The 22,024-nt window shown below is 48.0% G+C and carries 16 protein-coding genes; 1 reads left to right on the top strand and 15 read right to left on the bottom strand.

Translation table 11 applies throughout. From position 1 onward, the window contains the following. Positions 1–113: 113 nt before the first annotated feature. From miaA to BQ9893_RS06645, 9 genes are all read right to left on the bottom strand, one after another. On the bottom strand, positions 114–1,016 hold the full coding sequence (gene miaA / locus BQ9893_RS06685; RefSeq protein WP_075965290.1) for a tRNA (adenosine(37)-N6)-dimethylallyltransferase MiaA: 903 nt from the start codon (positions 1,014–1,016) through the stop codon (positions 114–116). A 3-nt stretch (positions 1,017–1,019) separates the two neighbouring features. Further along, positions 1,020–1,577, bottom strand: coding sequence for an IS1096 element passenger TnpR family protein (locus BQ9893_RS06680; RefSeq protein WP_075965289.1), 558 nt, complete (start codon positions 1,575–1,577; stop codon positions 1,020–1,022). 117 nt (positions 1,578–1,694) lie between these two features. Further along, positions 1,695–2,480: an acyl-ACP--UDP-N-acetylglucosamine O-acyltransferase gene (lpxA, locus tag BQ9893_RS06675; protein WP_005635926.1), complete on the bottom strand. Its 786-nt coding sequence runs from the start codon at positions 2,478–2,480 to the stop codon at positions 1,695–1,697. A gap of 96 nt (positions 2,481–2,576) precedes the next feature. Continuing rightward, positions 2,577–3,962, bottom strand: coding sequence for a bifunctional UDP-3-O-[3-hydroxymyristoyl] N-acetylglucosamine deacetylase/3-hydroxyacyl-ACP dehydratase (locus tag BQ9893_RS06670; RefSeq protein ID WP_075965288.1), 1,386 nt, complete (start codon positions 3,960–3,962; stop codon positions 2,577–2,579). Between the two features lie 39 nt (positions 3,963–4,001). Next, positions 4,002–5,057 (bottom strand): UDP-3-O-(3-hydroxymyristoyl)glucosamine N-acyltransferase, encoded by a 1,056-nt coding sequence (gene lpxD, locus BQ9893_RS06665; RefSeq protein WP_075965287.1) that lies wholly within the window; start codon positions 5,055–5,057, stop codon positions 4,002–4,004. A 90-nt stretch (positions 5,058–5,147) separates the two neighbouring features. Next, positions 5,148–5,990 (bottom strand): orotidine-5'-phosphate decarboxylase, encoded by an 843-nt coding sequence (gene pyrF, locus BQ9893_RS06660; protein WP_075965286.1) that lies wholly within the window; start codon positions 5,988–5,990, stop codon positions 5,148–5,150. A gap of 36 nt (positions 5,991–6,026) precedes the next feature. Beyond that, the gene (prfA, locus tag BQ9893_RS06655) at positions 6,027–7,136 is read right to left on the bottom strand and encodes a peptide chain release factor 1 (protein ID WP_075965285.1); all 1,110 of its coding nucleotides are present in this window, start codon (positions 7,134–7,136) and stop codon (positions 6,027–6,029) included. Then, on the bottom strand, positions 7,129–8,301 hold the full coding sequence (locus tag BQ9893_RS06650; protein ID WP_075965284.1) for an AIR synthase-related protein: 1,173 nt from the start codon (positions 8,299–8,301) through the stop codon (positions 7,129–7,131). Before BQ9893_RS06650 ends, prfA begins: the two co-directional genes overlap by 8 nt. Positions 8,302–8,346: 45 nt before the next feature. Beyond that, positions 8,347–9,249, bottom strand: a complete 903-nt coding sequence (locus BQ9893_RS06645) for a glucosaminidase domain-containing protein (RefSeq protein WP_075965283.1) — start codon at positions 9,247–9,249, stop codon at positions 8,347–8,349. A gap of 221 nt (positions 9,250–9,470) precedes the next feature. Here BQ9893_RS06645 and cdd point away from each other — a divergent pair, with 221 nt between their 5' ends. Then, positions 9,471–9,953: a cytidine deaminase gene (gene cdd / locus BQ9893_RS06640; protein WP_075965282.1), complete on the top strand. Its 483-nt coding sequence runs from the start codon at positions 9,471–9,473 to the stop codon at positions 9,951–9,953. Between the two features lie 123 nt (positions 9,954–10,076). Here cdd and BQ9893_RS06635 read toward each other — a convergent pair whose 3' ends face one another. The 6 genes from BQ9893_RS06635 to BQ9893_RS06610 all read right to left on the bottom strand — a co-directional run bounded on the left by BQ9893_RS06635 (position 10,077) and on the right by BQ9893_RS06610 (position 21,951). Next, positions 10,077–11,969: a RagB/SusD family nutrient uptake outer membrane protein gene (locus BQ9893_RS06635; protein ID WP_075965281.1), complete on the bottom strand. Its 1,893-nt coding sequence runs from the start codon at positions 11,967–11,969 to the stop codon at positions 10,077–10,079. Positions 11,970–11,996: 27 nt separating this feature from the next. Then, positions 11,997–15,137 carry a SusC/RagA family TonB-linked outer membrane protein gene (locus tag BQ9893_RS06630; protein WP_075965280.1) on the bottom strand — a complete coding sequence of 1,047 codons (3,141 nt, stop codon included), beginning with the start codon at positions 15,135–15,137 and terminating at the stop codon, positions 11,997–11,999. A gap of 573 nt (positions 15,138–15,710) precedes the next feature. After that, on the bottom strand, positions 15,711–17,459 hold the full coding sequence (locus BQ9893_RS06625; RefSeq protein WP_075965279.1) for a phospho-sugar mutase: 1,749 nt from the start codon (positions 17,457–17,459) through the stop codon (positions 15,711–15,713). A 240-nt stretch (positions 17,460–17,699) separates the two neighbouring features. Then, positions 17,700–19,370 carry a M23 family metallopeptidase gene (locus BQ9893_RS06620; RefSeq protein WP_075965278.1) on the bottom strand — a complete coding sequence of 557 codons (1,671 nt, stop codon included), beginning with the start codon at positions 19,368–19,370 and terminating at the stop codon, positions 17,700–17,702. A gap of 33 nt (positions 19,371–19,403) precedes the next feature. Next, complete coding sequence (locus BQ9893_RS06615) at positions 19,404–20,480, bottom strand: endonuclease/exonuclease/phosphatase family protein (protein WP_075965277.1); 1,077 nt, start codon at positions 20,478–20,480, stop codon at positions 19,404–19,406. A gap of 7 nt (positions 20,481–20,487) precedes the next feature. Then, a complete protein-coding gene (locus BQ9893_RS06610; protein WP_075965448.1) occupies positions 20,488–21,951 on the bottom strand; it encodes a right-handed parallel beta-helix repeat-containing protein in 1,464 nt (487 codons plus the stop codon). Positions 21,952–22,024 lie beyond the last annotated feature (73 nt).

Below are 22,024 nucleotides of genomic sequence, written 5' to 3'. Positions count from 1 at the left end.
GTTAAATTTGATTAACGGTCAATACTTGTATGCAAGAATAATTTATACTTGTAAAATATTGCATATATTTGCCAAAAAAATGACGGAGTTCTATCAGAACTTCGTCGTTTTTTTTATAAATTTTGTTGATCCAGATAGTCCAGTATTGCTTTTTCTTCATCCGGATGGAACCATCGGATATCAGGGTCCCGTTTGAACCAGGTCATTTGTTTACGGGCATAAACGCGGGAGTTGCGTTTTATCTTTTCTATAGCGAAGTCTAATGTCCATTCGCCATCCAAGTATTTGAACAGTTCTTTGTAGCCGACCGTGTTGAGGGAGTTCAATTCGCGAAAAGGATAGACGTGGCGTGCTTCTTCCAGCATACCGTCGGCCATCATTTGGTCTACACGGCGGTTAATGCGGTCGTAGAGTTCTTCGCGATCACGGGTAAGCCCTATCTGGATGATCCGGAAAGGACGTTCTTTGCGGGTATTGGTGCGGAAAGAAGAATAGGGTTTGCCTGTCATGCGGCAGATTTCTACGGCGTGGATCACTCGTTTGTAGTTGTTTCGGTCCACCTCTTCGTAATGCAAAGGATCGGCTTCCTTCAACTCGGCAAGGATAGGGGCAAGGCCCTCTTCTTCAAATTGCTTGTAGATGGTTGCTCGGATTTCGGGGGTGACGGTAGGGATGTCGTCGATTCCTTTCGTAACGGCATCGATATACATCATACTACCACCCGTCATAACGACGGTAGAGTGTGTCTGATGGAGTTCCCTGAGCAGGGATATCACGTCTTCTTCGAAATTGCTTGCGCTGTAGTAATCGGTGAGTGACAATGTGCCGACCATATAATGGCGTACGCGTGCCATCTGTTCAGCCGTAGGGGCGGCTGTGCCTATTGGAAGTTCTTTGTAAAGCTGACGGGAGTCGGAAGAAATGATCGGAGAACCGAAATGTTCCGCTATGCGCAGGCTCAGTTCCGTCTTGCCGACTCCTGTCGGCCCCAAAAGGATGACAAGAGAATTGACCATTTGTCAATTGAATTCGTCGTACGGGTTATCCATTGGCCCGTCGCCAAGCCCGTCGAAGCCTTCTTTGTCGAGTTCGTCGATATCGTATTCGGAGTCACCGTAGAAGTCTTCCCCTATATCGGTGTTGCTTGCTTTGGTGTCTATTTCGTCGAACGACATGATCTGAACAGGTGCTTTACCGATGGATTTGCTGCACACGGGTTTGTCCAGGTCTTTACCGGGGATGATTTCGCGGAGTTCCATGAAAAAAGCACGTTCGGTCATATAATCGAAGACGAAAAGCAACTTCTGATGTTCGTCCTCAAGAAGTTCTTCCAGACGTGTATCTTCCATTATATAGTTGTCCACTTCGGAAGTGGTATCCATTTCAACCAGCGTGATTTCTGTATTCTTGCTCCAGTCGTCATCGCAGATAAAGAAAGAGCACATCTGATCTTTTGTATACCCAACAGAATCCATAATGGCATTGTACAAATCCAGAAATGTCGCTTCCGAGTCAATCTTGATCTCACGTTTGAAGTCGTCAACTTCATCTGATAGAATTAGAAATCTAAATACCATAGTCGTTATTAGTTTTTTGTCGGTTCAAAAGTAGTAAAATAAAAATAATGTGCCAATAAAATAATGTGCCAATATGCCAATTAAATTCATTTCCCTATTGGCATATTGGCACATTATTTATTCATCGATCGAACCTCTGACGATACCGCGTTGGGATGATTTGATGAAGTTCAGGATCAGATCCCGTTCTTCGCTGGGCTCGTATTCGGTTTCGATGGCTTTCAAGGCTTCCGTATTGTTGAGGCCGCGTGTGTAAAGCGTACGGTAGATATCCTGGATCAGGAACACTTGGCTGTTGGTAAATCCGCGACGGCGCAACCCTACGATATTGATGCCGCAGTACACGATCGGGTCACGTCCGATCAGTGTGTAAGGAGGGATATCCTTGCCGATACGGGAACCGCCCTGGATCATGACGTGTTTGGATATGCGGGAGAACTGGTGAACCAGGCTGCCACCGCTGACGATGGCGAAGTCATCGATCTCGACTTCACCGGCTATCTGTGAAGCATTGCCGATTATGATATTGTCTTTCAGCAAGCAATCATGGGCGATATGAGAATAAGCCATAATCAGGCAATTGTTGCCGACAACAGTTTTGCCTTTGGAGGCTGTACCGCGGTTGACGGTCACGCATTCGCGGAGAATGGTGTTGTTCCCTATTTCGGCGGTTGTAATTTCTCCTTTAAATTTCAGGTCTTGAGGGATACCGGCAATAACGGCTCCGGGAAATACCTGGCAATTGTTGCCGATCCGGGCACCGTCTAAAATAGTCGCATGCGAATAGATCCGGCAATTATCACCGATTACGACATCTTTCTCGATTACGGCAAAAGGATCGACCGTTGTGTTCTGACCGATTTTAGCCTCTGGATGAACGACTGCTAAAGGGGATATGTTCATAATGATTTATGATTTATTGTTTATGATTTCGGATTTATGGTTTATCGTATCTTGTCGTTACTATAAATCATAAATCTGAAACCATAAATCATTGATTTATTTATTTTTTACGATTTGTGCCATAAACTCGGCTTCGCTGACCAACTTATCGCCTACGAATACATATCCTTTCATGGTTGAAATGCCACGGCGGATGGGAGCCAGCAACTCCAGACGGAGGATCAGCGTATCGCCCGGAACGACTTTCTGGCGGAATTTGACACCGTCGATCTTCATGAAATAAGTGGAATAGCGTTCCGGTTCGTCTACCGAATTCAGGACGAGCAGGCCGCCGGTCTGAGCCATCGCCTCTATTTGCAGTACGCCCGGCATAACCGGTTCCTGGGGAAAATGGCCTGTGAAAAACGGTTCGTTGCTCGTAATGTTTTTCACACCCACGATATAGTTGCCACCGATTTCGATGATCTTGTCGACCAACAGGAACGGGTAACGATGCGGGAGCAGTTCGCGGATACGGTTGATGTCCATAACCGGAGTGCTGTTCGGATCATAGACGGGAGCCTGGACTTCGTTCAGCTTGATGTCTTTGCGGATCATGCGTGCCAACTGGTTGTTGATCTTATGTCCAGGACGGGTGGCGATAACGCGGCCGCGGATCGGTTTGCCGATCAATGCCAGGTCACCGATCACGTCGATCAGTTTGTGGCGTGCCGGTTCGTTGTCGAACACCAGCGGTTTGTTGTTGATGTATCCTAAGTCTTGTACGTCCTTATGCGGGATAGACAGTTTGTCGGCAAGGTTGTCGAGTACTTCCTGCGACACTTTCTGGTCATAGATAACGATCGCATTGTCGAGGTCACCACCTTTGATCAGGTTATTCTGCAACAGCATCTCTACTTCGCGTACAAACACGAATGTACGGGAAGCAGCCAGTTCTGTCGGGAATTCACTCAGGTCGTTCAGCGTGGCGAACTGGTTGGACAGAACGGGCGAATTGAAAGAAATCAGGACGTTGACGCTGAACTTGTCGTCCGGCAGGATGACGAGAGACGAACCTGTTTCTTCATCCTTGACTTCAATCTTGTGCTTTACGATATAATAATCTTTCGGTGCGTTTTGTTCTACGGAACCGGCTTTCTGTATCTCTTCACAGAAGAAACGGGAACTGCCGTCGAGAATCGGGAATTCGGGTGCATTCACCTCTATCAGGCAGTTGTCTATTTCGTAGGCATATAAAGCGGCCATCGCATGTTCAATGGTACTTACCTGGATCCCGTTTTTGGAAAGTACGGTTCCTCTTTGGGTCCCGGCTACATTTTCAGCGACAGCATCGATTACGGGTTCTCCTTCCAGGTCGACACGTTTGATTTTGTATCCATGATTTTCGGGTGCAGGGTGGAAAGTGATCTGAATATCCAAACCTGTATGCAACCCTTTTCCTTGCATAGAGAAACTTGTGGCAAGCGTCTTCTGTTTCTGCATACGATCTATATGATTTATGATTTATAATTTATGATTTATTCATTGGCAATTGTGCGCATTGCCAATAGCCAATTTAAGTCGTTCTATCTCACGTTGCATCTGTCCCATCTGGCGGTACATGTCCGGCAGGCGGTTGAAGATTGCACTGGAGCGCATGAACGCCTTTGCATTGATGGCCGGTGCGCCTAAGAGGGTCGCCGGTTCTTTTACATCGCTGATCACGCCGCATTGTGCGCCGAAGACCACATGGTCCGCCACGTGGATATGGCCTGACAACCCGGCCTGGCCGCCGAACATGCAATGGCTGCCGATCTTAACGGAACCGGCAATGCCCACCTGGGCCGCCATGACCGTATTTTCACCGACTTCCACGTTGTGAGCAATCTGCACCAGATTGTCCAGCTTGACACCCCGGCGGATGATGGTCGAATCCATGACAGCGCGGTCTATCGTGGTGTTGGCCCCGATTTCGACGTCGTCTTCCAGTATGACATTCCCCAACTGGGGTATTTTCTTGTAGTTCTCGCCTTCGGGAGCGAAACCGAAACCATCCGACCCGACCACGCTTCCGGCATGCAGGATGCAGTTGTTGCCGATTATGCAACCGTTGTAGATGGTCACGTGCGGATAGATCGTACAGTTATCGCCGACGGTCACATGGTCGCCGATATAAGCGTGCGGATAAATGCGGCTGTTCTTGCCTATCTTCACATCTTCGCCGATGTAGGCAAAGTTGCCGACATAACATCCTTCGCCGACCGTTGCCGAACCGGCGATGAACGCCGTCGCGTCTATGCCTGCCTTCTTGACATTAGCCTGTTCCACCATATTCAGCAGGATGGCGAGCGCAGCATAGGCATTGGCTACCTTGACCAAGGTGGCTTTTACCGGCTCGGCGGGCGTGAAGTCATTGTTGACTAAAACAATGCTTGCTTCTGTCTTATAGATAAAATGTTCATATTTGGGGTTTGCCAGGAAGGTCAATGTCCCTGGTTTGCCTTCTTCTATCTTTGAGAAGTTGTTGACTTTCACTTCCGGGTCGCCTTCGACGGTTCCACCTAAAACGCTCGCTATTTGTTGGGCTGAAAACTCCATTACTTAATCTTATTATATGTATATCAAATGCAATTTGCCCGAATTTGTTTCGAGGCAGTTTGCAAAAATGGTGAAAATTATTGGGATAGCCTATGCTTTGCAGGGAATAATTCCTTTATCGTGCAGATATCCTGCCATTTCGCGTTGAACGGCCATGGCTGCTTCACGCGCTGCGTTGGCAAAATTCTCCGTTTTGTCTGCATATATGATCGCACGGGAAGAGTTTACCAGCAGTCCGCATTGGTCGTTCATGCCGTACTGGGCCACTTCGGCGAGGCTTCCGCCCTGTGCGCCTACGCCCGGAACCAACAGGAAGTGGTTGGGAGCGTGTTTGCGGATATCCAGGAACATCTTTCCCTGGGTAGCGCCTACTACGTACATCATCTGTTCGTCCGTAGCCCAGTCCTGCGACTTTTTCAATACTTTTTCGAACAGCCGTTCGCCGTTTGCATCTTCTGTTAACTGGAAATCGTGCGAACCTTTGTTGGAAGTCAGCGCCAGCAGGATCACCCACGCTTCCGGATAGATCAGGAACGGTTTTACGCTGTCTTCGCCCATATACGGAGCGACCGTTACGGCATCGACCTTGATATGGTCGAAGAAGGAGCGGGCGTACATCTCGGATGTGTTTCCGATATCCCCGCGTTTCGCATCGGCGATGATGAACTGGTCGGGATAGTTCTCACGCAGATAGGCAACCGTTTTTTCGAACGATTGTATGCCTTTTACGCCCAAACTTTCATAGAAGGCCAGGTTCGGTTTATAAGCCACGCAATAGCCGGCTGTCGCGTCGATGATTGCTTTGTTGAAAGCGAAGATAGGATCTTCTTCAGACAGCAGGTGCTGCGGGATCTTCTTTATATCTGTGTCGAGCCCCACGCAAAGGAAGGACTGCTTCTTCTTGATGTTTTCGAATAATTGCTGTTTGTTCATGTTGTTACGTGTAAAAAAATTAGTCTAAAAATGATGTTATAGTTCAGACTCTTTCAGGCGTTCAGCGTTCTCGGCCACGATCAGCTGATCGAGGCATCCTTGTATATCCCCATCCATAAAGGCCGAAAGATTGTAGATCGTGTAATTGATACGATGGTCGGTGATGCGTCCTTGCGGATAGTTGTAGGTACGGATTTTCGCCGAGCGGTCTCCGGTAGAGACCATCGTCTTACGTTTGTGGGCAATGTCATCCAGATATTTCTGGTGCTCCTTGTCATAAATGAACGAACGCAGGCGCGTAAGGGCGCGTTCCTTGTTCTTCGGCTGGTCGCGTGTTTCGGTACATTCGATCAGGATCTCTTCGCTTACGCCGGTATTCGGGTTCTTCCAGACATAGCGCAGGCGGACGCCTGACTCGACCTTGTTTACGTTCTGTCCTCCGGCTCCACCCGAACGGAACGTGTCCCATTTGATTTCGCCTTCGTTGATTTCCACGTCAAACTCGTCTGCTTCGGGCAAGACGGCAACGGTCGCTGCCGATGTGTGCACGCGTCCTTGTGTCTCGGTAGCCGGCACACGTTGTACGCGATGCACGCCCGATTCGTATTTAAGGGTCCCGTACACCTTTTCTCCGCTCACGGTAAAGATAATTTCCTTGAAACCGCCGGCTGCCCCTTCGCTACAACTGGACAGGGCTACTTTCCAGCCTTTCGCCTCGCAGTACTTCACGTACATCCGATACAGGTCTCCGGCAAAGAGCGCAGCTTCGTCGCCGCCTGTTCCGCCACGTATTTCGACAATGGCATTTTTGTCGTCCTGCGGGTCGGCGGGCACGAGTAGCAGCTTGATCTCCTCTTCCAGTTCCGGAATACGCGCCTCGCAGGCTGCCGCTTCTTCGCGGGCTATTTCCTTCATCTCAGGATCGGTTTCGCTCATCATCAGACGGGCCTCTTCCAATCCGTTGAGGCATTGCATGTATTCCTTACGGGCTTTTATGATTTCGTTCAGCTCCTTATATTCTTTCGTGAGCTTGACGTATCTTTTCTGGTCGGCGATGACGTCTGGGTCCGTGATGAGCGTCGATACCTCTTCGAAGCGCGATACCAATCCGTCCAGTTTCTCTAATAGCGTATTATTCTCAGCCATATATGAACTCACCGAACTCGCTTTTTATAATCAGTTCCTTCTTATCGCTTTCTTCTACGCGGCCGACAATTTGTGCGTCGATATTGAATGATTTGCTGATGGCAATCACCTCTTCCGCATGTTCCGGAGAAAGATAGACTTCCAGGCGGTGCCCCATATTGAACACTTTGTACATCTCGTCCCAGGCCGTGCCGCTCTGTTCCTTGATCGTCTTGAACAGAGGAGGAACGGGGAACATGTTGTCCTTGACCACGCGGCAATTGTTTCCGATGAAATGCATCACTTTGGTTTGTGCGCCGCCAGAGCAGTGTACCATCCCGTGGATATCCGGACGCAAGGCATCCAATAGTTTTTTGACTACCGGCGCATAGGTCCGCGTGGGAGAAAGCACCAGCTTGCCAGCGTTCAGCGGTGATCCTTCTACAGGGTCGGTCAGCTTTAAGCCGCCGCTGTAAACCAGTTCGTCGGGAACTGCCTTGTCGAAACTCTCCGGGTATTTTTCTGCCAGGTATTTGGCAAATACGTCATGACGTGCGCTGGTCAGCCCGTTGCTTCCCATGCCGCCGTTGTATTCTTTCTCGTAAGTGGCCTGTCCGAAAGAAGCCAACCCGACGATCACGTCGCCCGGACGGATGTTCGCATTGTCGATCACGTCGGCGCGTTTCATGCGGCAGGTAACCGTACTGTCGACGATGATGGTACGGACCAGGTCGCCTACATCGGCCGTTTCGCCGCCTGTCGCATAGCAACCGACTCCCATTTCGCGGAGTTCGGCCAGCAGTTCGTCTGTCCCGTTGATGATGGCGGAGATCACTTCACCAGGAATCAACAGCTTGTTGCGTCCGATGGTGGAGGATACCAATATGTTGTCTACGGCGCCCACGCACAGCAGGTCGTCGATATTCATTATCAAAGCATCTTGCGCGATACCTTTCCATACGGACAAGTCTCCTGTCTCTTTCCAGTACAGGTAAGCCAGAGAGGACTTGGTTCCGGCTCCGTCGGCATGCATGATGTTGCAATATTCGGGATCGCCTCCCAGGATATCGGGAATGATCTTACAGAATGCTTGGGGAAAGATTCCCTTGTCGATGTTCTTTATCGCGTTATGAACATCTTCTTTCGAAGCGGATACACCGCGTAGGTTATAACGTTGGTCACTCATTGTTTTTGTGAATTATGCTGCAAAGATACTATTTTTTTGTCTTACTTATCTAAGTTTTAGCACATCTCCTTCTTCGGGGATATAATCTTTGTGCTTTTTATTCATCTTATATAAGCTCTTGATCTGTATTCCGTATTTCTGTGCGATGCTGTGCATGGACTCGCCTACTTGTACGACATGGTCGTAATAGGGCTTGTCTGCTTTCTTCTTTTTCTTTTCCAGGTAAACGATATCGTTTTTCTGTAACGGGAAATCTTCCGGCACTTCGTTGTATTTTTTCAGGTCTTTCACCTGGAAGCCGAGGCTGGCGGCTATGTCGTCGAAATTGTCTCTGCCGTTGGAATGAACGTACAGCAGGCCGTTTGTGCGGTAGACCGTGTAGCGGGCGATGCGTGTCGGTTGCTTGCCTGTTTTTTTGCCGCTTTTTGCCGTGTCGTACCTGTACAGGTCATAATCTTCGATCAGCTTGATCAGCCGGTTGGCGTATGCACGGTCTGTTGCATATCCGCATTTTTGCAAACCTCTTGCCCAGCCTTTATAGTCGGTTATTTTCAGTTTGAACAGGGAAGCATAGCGGGGACGGTCGACCAGAAAACGGGCGTGGTCTTCGTAAGACTGCTTCGGGTCGGAGTATTTGCGGAAACATTCTCCACGTAGGTCATCATCGTGGTAGATGCGCCCGCCCCGCCAGTCGGAATGGCACTTGATGCCGAAATGGTTGTTCGATTTGCGTGCCAGTTCGCTTCGGCCGGCTCCCGATTCCAATAGCCCTTGCGCGAGCGTGATGCTTGCCGGGATCCGGTACTTTTTCTGATGTTGGACTGCTAAACCGCTGTATTGTTTGATATACTTTTCGTATGCCGGCACTTTCCGTTGGCTGGCTCCAAACGCTGTTCCGGTAACGGACAGCACCAATAGCAGGGAAAGGATTCGTAATGTTAATCGCATGACAGATTCGTTATATGTAGTTCTATTTAACGGCAAAGATATATAATTTGTTTCATAACCCTATGCTTTAGCACTCGTAACCCTATGCTTTAGCCTCACTAATCCTATGCTTTATTGCGGGGAAAGAGATAACTGCCTTTCCGGTTTCGTTTTTCTCTGCTGTAGCAGGCCTTTCTCTGGCTTTTTCTTTATTTTTGCTTGTATCATTAAAAAGCTATTTCATGAAAGAGATCAAGTTGGAAACAAGAATCCGTATTTATCCCCTTGCCGAATTGCCGGACAGGGAATTGCCGTTGATGGAAGCGGCCATAAAAGCGACCGGGCAGTCGTATGCGCCTTATTCGAAGTTTCATGTCGGTGCGGCAGCCCTGTTGGAAGACGGCACGATCGTTACCGGCAGCAATCAGGAGAACGCCGCTTATCCTTCCGGCCTGTGTGCGGAGCGGGTAGCGTTGTTTCATGCCGGCCATCGATATCCGGATAAGCCCGTTGTCGCCCTTGCCGTTGCTGCCGCCACGAATGGCCGCCGGGTCGAGAGCATTTCTCCTTGCGGCGCCTGTCGCCAGGTTTTGTTGGAGACGGAGCAGCGTTATGGCAGGTCCATGAAGATTTTGCTGTGCGGGACGAAAGAGGTGGTGGTGGCGGATAGTGCCGAATCGTTGTTGCCTCTTTGTTTTGGTGCGAAAGATTTGAAAGAAGATTAGTTGTGTATTATTAAAAGAAAGAGGCACATCTCAAGGGGAGTGATAAATATGTTGTTTATCGTCTCCCCTTGGCGATGTGCCTCTTATGCGCTGTTGTTGTTATGCGCGCTTTTTCCTGAGTTATCAAATATCCGGATCAGCCGGTTCGACCTTTAAAGGTTCGATGTTGTTTTCTGCTCCCGGATAACCGATGTTCTGGTTGATCACGCCACCCGTGTTGGTTGTGATGGCTGTTTCGGGAATCGGCCATAAAATATGGTGTACACTCATGCGGTATTCTCCGTTCGGGATTTTAACACCCTTGTTGAAGAAATTGTTGTGAGCCATTACCCAGTCGAAATAGAAGTTTACGCCGGCATCCTTGCAGTTTGTGCCTACACCGCCAGGTCCGCACAGGTTATCCAACTTGTAAGTCCGTCCGCCCAATGCTTCGCAAGCTTTTCCTGTCTTGGCATACAGGTAAGAAATACGAACCAATTCTACATGGCGGTTTTCTTCGTAGTACAGCTCACGAGCGCGTTCGGCCAGTACTTCGGCGATACCGACGTTTCCACTCAGCGGCTCAGCTCCTGCACGTTCACGAACAACGTTCAGCATGGCTGCTTCGTTAGCAGCATCGCCTTTCCAGTAGTAACATTCTGCCATCATCAAATAAACTTCGGCCGAGCGATAGATGTACCAAGGTGTTTCGCCACCCTGGAGGTCTTGAGTCTTCGTTGGATCCGGCACGAACAGTTTGTAGTGCGGCCACATATACCAGCAACGGATAGAGTCGGCAACGGACAGGTCGACCGGGCGAACCAGGTTTTGTCCGTAATAGGGATTATTCGATTTCTTCAAGCCGGCATCGTTGTAACGCAAGTCTTCCATACGTTTCCAGCTGTCATGGTTGAACGGGCCGCGAAGGTCGTTCTTTTCCTTGTCGGTCCAGATGTCATACTGGTAATAATTGGTCGGGCGGCAAGTACCGATTCCACGGCCATACTTGGAGTCGTTGTCGATATCCGTATTCTTGTCTGCCTTGTCTGGTGTAATGGCGGTTCCGGTCTTTCCGTCCGGAGTTTTGATGGCACCACCTTTAGCCCAGTAAGGCAATCCGTTACGCATCGTGTAGATACGGTTGCTACCGTCCAGCGGAGTGGTCGACGGGTGAGCAACTACATACATGATACCTTCCGTGTTCGACATGTCGACTTTGGCTTCCACGCTGTGCAAATCATGCATCAGGTTGGTGTTGGCTTTTGTCTTGTTGCTTGTGAAACGTTGTGTCATCAACGGATGGCGGCTTACAACTTCCTTGCCGACTTCGATGGCCCGGTCAAAATCGCCGGTGGCCATGCAGAACTTCATCAACAAGACACCGCAAGCGTCTTTGTTGGCACGTCCGCGCGGTTGAACTTCCGGTACCCACTGGTAGGCATATTCCATGTCTTTTTTGCACTGTTCCAAAATGCTCCAACGGTCATAAGTATAGAAGTCCAGTTTCGGCTCGGTGATTTCTTTGTTCAGATAAGGAACATCACCGAATTGGTGTGTCAGTTTGTAATAACGATAGGCACGCTGGAAATAAGCGGCTCCCAATACGGCCTTCCGTTCAGCTTCGTCTTTGTATTTGGCAGCATCCAAACGGCTGATGGCGATATTGGCATATTTGATGCCCTTGAATCCTTCTTCCCAGTACCATTTGTTTTTACCTTTCATGTCGTTTTTCGTACGGGCGGGTAACATTTCGTTATCCAGATCGACCAAAGAAGCACTTTCGTCAGTCTTTCCGTGTACGGCAAGGTCGGTCAGAAACATTTCCGTCAGGATCGGGGCGCCGTCACCGAAATATTCATGACGCATGTTACGTTCGCAGGCCGTTAAAGCGGCATAAAGTCCTTCGGCATTCACGTATGTGTTTTCAGGTGAGTAGAAAGACAGAGGCTTCGGCTCCAACCAACTCTCACTACAAGAATTAAGCATAGGCAATGTGGCCAATGCCAGGACTATATATTTTTTCTTATTGATATTCATAATCTTATTATATTTTATCAGGTTTAATTATAAAGTAAAGTTCACACCGAAGTTCACTGTACGCAAAGTTGTGTCACCACCTTCCGGATCTCCGAAATCCCAACCGGTAATCACGAACGGATTACGGACTGCTACGGAGAAACGCATGTTTTGCACTGCAATCTTTTTCAGCAAGTTCTTGGGAACATTATAAGACAAGGTGATGTTTTCCATACGGACGAACGTTTTCTTTACATAATTGTTACCCTTGTTGGTCGAACCGATGCGGGCATAATCGTTTGTCGGGTTGTCGACTGTCCAACGTGGAATGTCGACAATCGTATAACGGTCGTACATACCGCCTGTATTGGCTGCACGGTTGAATGTGCCGTATTGCCCTACATGCGAATACATCATGAATGAAAGGCTTAAATTCTTGTAGAATGTGAATTCGTTACGCCAAGACCAATAATACCGCGGAGTCTTGTAGCCTTGGAATACCTTGTCTTTCGTGTCCAGTACGCCATCACCGTTTTGGTCGATATACTTGAAGTCTCCCGGTTTGTTGCCGTATTTGGATGCTTCTTCTTCTTCGCCCAGCTGCCAAACGCCGTCACGTTCGTAATCCCATATCTGTTCGGTATCGTGACCGATGAACCATTGGTTCTGATAGTCATCGGCTTCTTTATATCCGATCACGTTTCCATCGTCGTCTTTGACCTCTTCAACATCGCCATAAAGATGTTTGATCTTCCGGCGGTTGAAAGAGAACGTTCCGCTTGAATTCCATGCAAAATTGTCATGGTTGATCAGATTGGCATTTAACGAAAGTTCGAAACCACGGTTTGTCAAAGCTCCCAGGTTGGCCATTACACTTGAATATCCCAAGATAGAAGGCAATGAACGGTTCACCAGCAAATCGTTAGATTCAGCCATATAAGTTTCGACGCTACCGCTCAATTTGTCTCCGAACAAAGAGAAGTCCAAACCAATGTTGTAAGATTCTGTCCGTTCCCATTTCAATTTGCTGTTAGGCATACGGTTGATGTATACTTGAGAAGTCAGATATACATTTCCGCTTGCATCGATATAAGTATAAGCTCCGGAGTTCAACTGAGCCAATGCTTCGTACTGGCCGATGTCGCGGTTACCGTTTTGTCCCCAAGAGAAACGCAATTTACCATAATTCAACCAGTTGGATGAATTTTCCATGAACTTTTCAGAGGTGAATACCCAACCCAAAGCGACAGCCGGGAAGGTTGCACGCGGGTTCATCTGTCCGAATGCCGAATAACCGTCACGACGAACAGAAGCTGTCAACATATATTTGTCTTTGAAAGAGTAGAACAAACGTCCCATCAGAGCGTCACCGGTCTTATATGTGTCGTTGCTGGAAACAGACGGAGCTGTACCTGCACCTATATTGTGGTAACCTAATACATCACTCGGAGAGTAAAGTTTGTTGCTTGCCACTGTCTGCCAGAATTGTCCTTTTTCGGCATTTGCCAGGAAAGTCGCTTCAATTCGATGATCTTGACCGAATTCTTTTCTCCAACGGACAATATTATCGACCTGCCAGTTGAATGTCTTTTCATTTTTACGTTCGGATTTACCGCCATCACCTGCCCATTCCGGATGTTCGGATGATTCGTGGTTCATATATTCGTACCAGTGGTAACGGGGAGTGAAATTCATCTGATATTCCAAGCCGAACGGTAATTTGACAATTGCATACAAGTTTGCATTGAAGTCGTGGTTGATGTCACGTCTGTCACGATATAAGTTATCGAAGAACGGGTTCTTCGTATTGTTATCACCAGACGGGTACATGCGATACGGACTGTCCAATATGTCGATATCGTTTGTCGTGTAAGGCGAGTTGTGTTCGCGTTGGTCTACATCGGCTGCCAGATATCCTCCTACGCGGGTTGCGAATTGTGTGTTTACACCGACTGTCAGGAAAGAAGTCACTTTTGATTCCAAATTCAAACGAGAACGGAAGTTACGATAGCGGTCACCCACTTTTACGCCTTCACGGTCTGCATAACCCAAAGACCAATAGTATGAAAAGTCATCTTTGCGGTTTGAAATGCTAACCGTATAATCTTGTTGTAATCCGGTCTGATAAACAACATCGTCCCAATCGGTTTCGATTCCGTTTAAGTAGTTCTCCATTTCGATAGTCTTGAAGTTCAAACGGGTCAACCATTTGTTGATCATAGTCTTTTCATCTGGCAAAGCAGAAACAGGGGTTTTCTGGTCATAGTTATACCATGCCAACGGATCGATACCGGCAGCCGACAAGCTACGCGGATCTGCAAACTTACCCGGCTGTGCGGCCATTTCGGCTTCCGTCATCAAGCTTTCGCCATATTCTTGTCTGAATTTGATGAATCCTGCACCATCAACGGTTTTAGGCAGACGTGCGTTGCTTACCATACCGATGTTGGTATTGAATGAAATTATCGGTTTTCCTGTTTTTCCTTTTTTGGTGGTGATGGCAACAACGCCATTGGCGGCTTTTGCTCCATAAACGGCAACAGAGCTGGCGTCTTTCAAAATATCGATGTTCTCGATATCCAACGGGTTGATGTCTTGTAAAGATCCGTCATAGATAACACCGTCCAAAACCAACAAAGGAGAGGATCCTGCTTTCAAAGAATTCTTTCCACGTATTTGCAGGTCGGCAGTACCGGCGGCATCTGTTGACATTGAGATCGACAAACCGGAAGCGCTGGCACGCAACAAGTCTTGAACGGAACGCGGTGCTTCGGTTTCTAATTTCTCTGTCTTTACGCGTGAAATCGCTCCGGTCAAATCTTTCTTCTTTGCCGTGCCGTAACCGATAACAACCACTTCTTCCAGTTCTTCCGTATCTTCTTTCATTGTTACATTGATTGCTTTCTGGTTGCCTACAGGGACTTCTTGAGATACATATCCTATGTAAGAGAATACAAGAATTGGTTTTTTACCTGTGGTAGAAACACTGTATTTCCCGTCTATGTCTGTAATGGAACCATTGGTCGTCCCCTTTTCCATCACATTTACGCCAATCAAAGGTTCACCTGACTGGTCTTTAACGACACCAGTGATCGTCATATTCTGTGCGAATAATTGAGTTGTAAATGGCACTAACAGAATTGAGATCAGGTTGGTTCGTGTTATAAAAAATAAGTATTGTTTTCGCATCTTTGTTGTGTATTTGATTAAACATTATAGTAATAGATTGAAAAATAGTTTTATACGAAACTTTTGAAATTACGAGGTATTAAAAAGACAATGCATAATAAATATTAAATTAATTTGTATTAGTAACTTAGTACTTTCTGAACTACGGATATATCCTAAGAATTATGCTTGCCAAATATTTTTTGTTTGCAAATAAAAGTTCCTAATGTTTGTATTATTTAAAAATTACCCGTATGTTTGCGAACACGTTTGAGCAGAGCTTGTACAATTGTTAATTTTTTCTTTGACAATTCATCTCAGTTCAGAAAGAACTATGGTTGGTAGAGGTGGAAAATCAAGGAAAGTTGTTTGGTTTGACTTCCCTTTTTTCTATGATGCAGTAAATGTGGTATTTGTGGCGGTCAAATGTTTCAATGCACAGAAGAGGGGCGTAAAGATATTTTAGGGTATCTGCAGAAAATTGTGGAAGAAAGAATATAGATAAAAAAGGCGGTATGTTAAAATGTACTTGTTTCCGCGCCAAGCACGTGAACAAGTACATTTTAACATACCGTCTTTGAGAATATGGCGGGTTTAGATTCCCAATGAGGCCTTGATCGCTTCGATCTTTTCTGCTCCGGCTTTTTCAGCGGCCGGCAGTTCGTCGAGACTCTTCACTTTGGAATGGACTTCGCAATAGAACTTGATTTTGGGCTCTGTGCCGGAAGGACGGATAGAAACTTTCGTGCCGTCTTCGGTGAAATATTGCAGTACATTGGAAGTAGTCGGCATATCCAATATCAATGTTTCGTTTTCTACATAGTCTTTGCCTTTCAGGGAGGCATAGTCGTAGAACAGAGTGACTTTGGAACCGGCAATTTCCAGTAACGGGTTTTCGCGGAAATGTTTCATCATGGCTTCGATCTCTTCAGCGCCGCTCTTTCCTTTCTTTACGACAGAGATGCCTTTTTCTTTGGAGAAACCATACTGTACATAGATGTTTTGCAACAATTGGTACATCGTGATGCCTTGATCTTTAGCCCAAGCTGCAATCTCGGCTAGGATGGCACAAGCGGAAACAGCGTCTTTATCACGAACGAAATCTTCACACAGGAAACCGTAGCTTTCTTCACCGCCACCGATATAGTTCTTTTTGCCTTCGTTCTTCTTCATGACATCGGCAATCCATTTGAAACCGGTGTAAACGTCATACACTTCGACACCGTTCTTTTCAGCGATCGTACGGATCAATTCGGTCGTGACGATTGTCTTCACGATATATTCTTTGCCGTTGATTTTGCCGAGTTCTTTCCAGCGGGTGATGAGGTAGTAGACAAACATCAAAGCAGTCTGGTTGCCGTTCAGCAATACCCATTCGCCGTCGTTGTTCTTAACGGCTGCACCTACGCGGTCTGCATCCGGGTCGGAAGCCAATACCAGTTCGGCATCCGTTTCCTTGGCTTTCTCAACAGCCAGAGCCAAAGCGGCCGGTTCTTCCGGGTTGGGGGAAACGACGGTAGGGAAGTCACCGCTTACTACGTCCTGTTCGGGAACGTGGATGATATTCGTGAAACCGAACGCTTTCAATGTCGGCGGGATAACCGTCACGCCTGTTCCGTGGATCGGCGTGTAGACGATCTTCATATCGTGGTGGCGGGCGATGGATTCCGGTGACAAGGATATTTTTGTCAAGTCGTTGATATATTGTTCGTCGATTTCCTTGCCGATGATTTCGATCAGTTCCTTGTTGCCTTCGAATTTGATTTCGCTGGCATTGCGGATTTTGTTGACTTCGGCAATCGTGTTCTTGTCGTGCGGAGCGATCATCTGGGCGCCATCGTCCCAATAGGCCTTGTATCCATTATATTCTTTCGGATTGTGCGAAGCAGTCAGGATAATACCGCTCTGGCATCCCAACTTACGGATGGTATATGACATTTCAGGAGTCGGGCGAAGGTCTTCGAACAGATAAACCTTGATACCGTTTGCAGAGAAAATGTCAGCAGAGATTTCAGCAAATTTGCGGCTGTTGTTGCGGCAGTCATGGCCGATGACAACTTTGATTTGGCTCAAATTGGCAAATTCCTTTTTCAGATAGTTGGATAAGCCTTGTGTGGCAGCTCCTACCGTATAGATATTCATGCGGTTTGAACCTACTCCCATGATGCCTCTCAAACCACCTGTACCGAATTCCAGGTCTTTGTAGAACGATTCGATCAGTTCCGTCGGATCTTCATTGTCTAACAGAGCCTGCACCTGTGCACGTGTATCAGCGTCATAACTTTCAGTAAGCCAGCTTTGTGCCTTGCTTCTTACCTTTTCTAACAGTTCCTTGTTTTCCATGACCTATATGTCTTGCTTTTAATTTTAGAATGAACAAAGATACAGAAAGTCAGGAAACATCCAAGTGAAAGGACTGGATATTTTTGTCAGACATTCAAACCGAATCCGGTTTAATAGCAAGAATTTATCGCAAATATGAAAAAAAAGACTGATCCATATCGGGAGTCCGGTCTGTGATTGATTTCTTTTTTGCGAGTGTGCCGTGTCCGGATGTGGATTTAGGAACAGCCGGTACGCCCTCTACCAGACGAAGGGATGCGTATATTCCGACCGGTTTCCGGCAGCATCCGTAACCGTTAGCTTGAGGGTATGTTTTCCTCTGTCGAGCCGTTCCTTGTCGAGCTTGTAGGTGATGACTGATCTGCTGTTCATTTCGAACAGGACGTATTGCCCGTCTATCTCTCCCCGGTAGGTTTGTATGCCACTCAGGTTATCGGACAGGCGGAAAACGAATGCTTGTTTGCTGATCCATGTTTGGGCTCCCAACGGGGTGATCGTCGGCGCTTGGAGGTCTTGCCCAATCGTATAATTGCCCAGTTCTTTGATCGTTCCGTCGATCCAGCCGTTACGATAGGTACCGCCGATCCAGGATTGGCGGCCTTTCCGGATGCTGACGATACCATATTGCCGTTTGTTTTCCAATGTGTCGATCCGTAAACGCAGAGATAACTGGGCCGAGCTGTGAAGCGGGACGGGGTGGTTATGCAGCATGTGCGTGTCTGCCAGTGCCGTACTGTCTTCTTTTACCGAATAGCGGAAATAAAGATCGTCATAGAGGTTGCCTTTCGGAATCGTCATCCGGATGCCTTTTGCACCGAACCGGTTGTCGGTTATCCAATGAAACAACTCTGTGCCATCAGTCTCGATTTCCGGAATCTCCTGTTCCTTCCCTTCTATCCAAACGGATAGGCGAGTCGTGTTGCCGAAGGCATCGGCAAGCGTGTACGTGAGATGGTACGTCTTCTCTTCTTCGATGCGAATGATTCCCCTATTGATGCTTTCGCTGAAGCGAAGCCGGTTGCCCGGTTCTACGAAACTGCGCATATAGAAAGATTGGCGGTTTGTCCATTCCTCATAATCGACGTAGCTGTTCAGGTAGCGGGTTTCGTCGAATGCAAAGCGATCCAGGTTGCTATGGTAGATTGTCTGGTTGTCCAGACGGAGGGTGATCTCTTTCACTCCGTAGATGTTGGTTGTGTTGTCCATATAGTCGTAAGCTTTGATCGCCAGTCCGATCTCTCCCCATGCTTCGAGCTTGCCGGTAATGGTTTGCTTGCCGTTTTTGGCCGTGACTGGTTTTAGCTCCAGTTTACGGCTACTGCCATTGACCACTCCTTTGCCCGGTTGCGGGCAGACCAGTATGCCTTGTATTTGGGGGGCACGAGTATCGGTTATCTTCTCCTTGAAATATTCGATCGGGTCGAGGACATCTTCGCTTTCCGTGTCGCGCACTTCGAAATGAAGGTGCGGGCCGCCCGAACTTCCTGTGTTTCCACTATAGGCGACGATTTCCCCTTTCTTGACCGGAAGGCGATCCGGGGTGAGAGAGAGGTTTACGTTGAATTTTTCCTGTTCGTATTGCTGCTCCTTGAGGTATCGGGCGATGGAGGGTGCGAACCGTTGCAGATGTGCGTAGACGGTTGTCGTCCCGTCCGGATGTGTCAGGTATAGTGCGTTCCCGTATCCCCACGGGCTGACGGATATGCGGGAGACGTATCCTTCCTGTACGGCATGGATCGGTTTTCCTTCGACACCTTGTGTCTTGAAATCTATTCCGGAATGAAAGTGATTGCTGCGTAATTCACCGAAGTTTCCACTCAGCAAAATCGGAAAATCGAATGGCTGGCGGAGTTGTTGGGCACTTATTGTCTGTATGCAAAAAGCCAGTATGGCGATGTATAGCTTGTTCATATTATGTGTATTTAGGAAAACAAAAGTAATCATTTATTTCAATAGTAGAAAGTCGACGAGCAAGGGGAGATGATCGCTGTAGCCGCCTTCGTATTTGAAACCGTAATAAGAACGGAAAGGACGTTCGCCGCGCCAGGTTTTGTCTTTTGTCAGTAGGAATGGCGGGGCGAAGATACGGGCACTTTCCGGGACGAGTTGCATCCGGGAGGCGGTGTCGGTGAGAGAAGACGACAGGATGATTTGGTCTAACTGGCTCCATTCTCCTTGATATTTGTGGCTACCCGGAGGTACAACCTGCCTGTTTCCGGCAAATAGGTTATACAGGTGGAGAGGCGGACAAGTCTCTGTCCGGAGTTCCACAGGCATGGAACCGGAAGCGGGTAGGCATGGAGCCGGAAACGGATGGGCATGCAATATAGCCCGGACGCTTGTGTCGTCCGGCGTGTCATTGAAATCTCCCATGATCAGGATGTGCGGGGCGGGACGGAGGCTATGGATCGAATCGCATAATATGCGCAGGGTACGTGCTGCGTCCAAGCGGTCCGGTTCACTTTCTTTTTCTCCTCCGTAACGGGAGGGAAAGTGGCAGACAAAAACATCGAGCCGGTCTCCGGTAATCACCTCTCCCCATACATGCAGGATGTTACGGGTCTGTTTGTGGCGTCGGCGGGTAAAGCGGACCGGGTGCTCCGTGTGTCCTCGGTAGCGGAACTTGTCCCGTTGGTAGAGCAATGCCACGTTGATGCCTCGCCTGTCTTGTCCGTGCGTCATGCAATGGCGATAGTGTTGCCGGCGGAGCGGGGTGGAGTTCAGGAGGCGGACAAGCACGGAATCGTTTTCTACTTCGCAAAGTCCGATCAAAGCGGGGGTGCTCCATTCGCCGGCAGCGGTGATGACTTTTGCCAGTTGCTGCAATTTGTGATAAAACCGTCCGGGTGTCCAATGGCGGTTGCCGGAGGGAAGGAAGTCGTTGTCGGCGGTAAGCGGGTCGTCTTCCGTGTCGAAGAGGTTTTCGACGTTATAGCTCATCACGCGAAAGTCTGCCTGTCCGGATGAAGACAAGGAAAACAGTGCCAGGATAAAAAATGTCATAGTTAAGATTCGGGCCATATCGTTGTTATTGGGAGACCTCTTCTTTCGGAACGAATTCGTAGGCTCCGATATCGGGACCGTCGTTTGCCAGGCGATTTATGCCGTAGCGGTCCACCGGATATTGCTGTGTGACGAAGATATCGGCTTTCCCTACTCCTAAAGTCGTCAGCGAATCCGGCCGGAAATCAAAGCGGTATTTGTTCTTTTCGCCACCCTTTAGCCTGTAGGAAGGACTGACGTTTGTGAACAGTACCTCTTTGAAGTGATCATTGTTGTTGCCGTTCGTCTTAACCACGCAATGGTTAAAGATGTATTCGATTGAAGCTGCGCCGTCGATGGAGAGATTGAGCTCCCCTTTGTATTCTTCCTTGCCGGCATCGAAACTGCCGTCGATAATGCAATTGTCGAATGTCGCGTTGAGGGGATGAGCCTCATTATTTGCATTGTTCGCCATCGTGAGACAAGACGTGGTTCGTTTTTCCAATGTCATGAAATTGGCAAGCGTACAATGGATAAACTTGTATTCTCCGCCAATCAGCACGACGACGCCTCCTCCGGCATTCGTCAATTCCGTGTTGGTCACTTCTATGTTGCAATCGAGTGCGAAGAACAGATTCTCTCCCATATTCGTGATCTGAGAGTTGTTTAATTTCAGCTTGGATTCGTCAGGAGACGATTTTTCGAACGTCAGTCCTGTTTTCCCGTTTCGCACGATTACATTGTCCATTATATTGTTGTAGCTTTCCGAGCGGAAGAAGATGCCTCCCCACTGCGACGGTGTCCGGTCGTAGGGCAGTATGTCGTTCAGTATGAAATCGAGGCGGTCTCCGCGGAAGACGATCGGATTTTCGTGTGTTCCTTGGGCCAGCAAAGTCCCGTAGGTGATGACTTTCGCCGTGTCGTGCATATAGAAAGTTACGCCCGGATCGATTTCGAGTGTGACGTCGGGAGATACCACAAGGCTGTCGTATATGAGATAGGGCCGTTCGGCTGTGAAACGGGTGTCTTGTGTCAGGATGAGCCCGTTTTTATATAGGTTTACATTTTGCCCGTATGCTTCGAGGCGGACAGATTGTTTGATGCCGTTTGTGGTGAAGATGACCGAGTCGTCTACCAGCAACGGCTGGTTGGATGCATTCGGATTGACGGTGACTTCCACGAATACATACAAACTGTCGTTGGCCTGTATCCTTACATCTTGGAAATGGTCGCCTTTACGCCCGTCCACATTGATGCGGAAACCTGTCTCTTCACCGCTTGCCAACAGTATCTCGCTGATCAGCAACGGCTGGTCGTTGCGGTTGTAGATCATGAACTCTTTGGTTGCGGAACCAATCGTGGCGAACACCGTATCGAAAGAAAGCGTGTCGACCGAGAAGCTCAGCCGGTGGTTGGGGTTACTCGAATAGTTTTCGTCCAGCCCGTCGCACGACAACAGGTTGAGCACGATAAAAAATAGTATGAGTAGCGGAGCTGCTAATTTTTTCATTTCATTCATTATTAATAGTCCGGGTAAATAGTTATTTACCATATAATGTCAATAAGAAAACAATTTTATCATA

Origin of the sequence: Parabacteroides massiliensis, assembly GCF_900155425.1 — a bacterium.
Classification (GTDB): Bacteria; Bacteroidota; Bacteroidia; order Bacteroidales; family Tannerellaceae; genus Parabacteroides; species Parabacteroides massiliensis.
Note: the sequence above shows the minus strand (reverse complement) of the source record. Positions and strands in the feature narration are given on the sequence as shown.

Excerpts from the sequence above, each read along its gene's own strand:
- pyrF (WP_075965286.1), bottom strand. The coding sequence starts at position 5,990 with ATGAACAAACAGCAATTATTCGAAAACATCAAGAAGAAGCAGTCCTTC.
- BQ9893_RS06610 (WP_075965448.1), bottom strand. The coding sequence starts at position 21,951 with ATGAAAAAATTAGCAGCTCCGCTACTCATACTATTTTTTATCGTGCTC.
- BQ9893_RS06650 (WP_075965284.1), bottom strand. The coding sequence starts at position 8,301 with ATGAGTGACCAACGTTATAACCTACGCGGTGTATCCGCTTCGAAAGAA.
- lpxD (WP_075965287.1), bottom strand. The coding sequence starts at position 5,057 with ATGGAGTTTTCAGCCCAACAAATAGCGAGCGTTTTAGGTGGAACCGTC.
- BQ9893_RS06645 (WP_075965283.1), bottom strand. The coding sequence starts at position 9,249 with ATGCGATTAACATTACGAATCCTTTCCCTGCTATTGGTGCTGTCCGTT.
- BQ9893_RS06625 (WP_075965279.1), bottom strand. The coding sequence starts at position 17,459 with ATGGAAAACAAGGAACTGTTAGAAAAGGTAAGAAGCAAGGCACAAAGC.
- BQ9893_RS06635 (WP_075965281.1), bottom strand. The coding sequence starts at position 11,969 with ATGAATATCAATAAGAAAAAATATATAGTCCTGGCATTGGCCACATTG.
- BQ9893_RS06615 (WP_075965277.1), bottom strand. The coding sequence starts at position 20,480 with ATGGCCCGAATCTTAACTATGACATTTTTTATCCTGGCACTGTTTTCC.
- prfA (WP_075965285.1), bottom strand. The coding sequence starts at position 7,136 with ATGGCTGAGAATAATACGCTATTAGAGAAACTGGACGGATTGGTATCG.
- lpxA (WP_005635926.1), bottom strand. The coding sequence starts at position 2,480 with ATGAACATATCCCCTTTAGCAGTCGTTCATCCAGAGGCTAAAATCGGT.
- BQ9893_RS06630 (WP_075965280.1), bottom strand. The coding sequence starts at position 15,137 with ATGCGAAAACAATACTTATTTTTTATAACACGAACCAACCTGATCTCA.
- BQ9893_RS06670 (WP_075965288.1), bottom strand. The coding sequence starts at position 3,962 with ATGCAGAAACAGAAGACGCTTGCCACAAGTTTCTCTATGCAAGGAAAA.
- cdd (WP_075965282.1), top strand. The coding sequence starts at position 9,471 with ATGAAAGAGATCAAGTTGGAAACAAGAATCCGTATTTATCCCCTTGCC.
- BQ9893_RS06680 (WP_075965289.1), bottom strand. The coding sequence starts at position 1,577 with ATGGTATTTAGATTTCTAATTCTATCAGATGAAGTTGACGACTTCAAA.
- BQ9893_RS06620 (WP_075965278.1), bottom strand. The coding sequence starts at position 19,370 with ATGAACAAGCTATACATCGCCATACTGGCTTTTTGCATACAGACAATA.
- miaA (WP_075965290.1), bottom strand. The coding sequence starts at position 1,016 with ATGGTCAATTCTCTTGTCATCCTTTTGGGGCCGACAGGAGTCGGCAAG.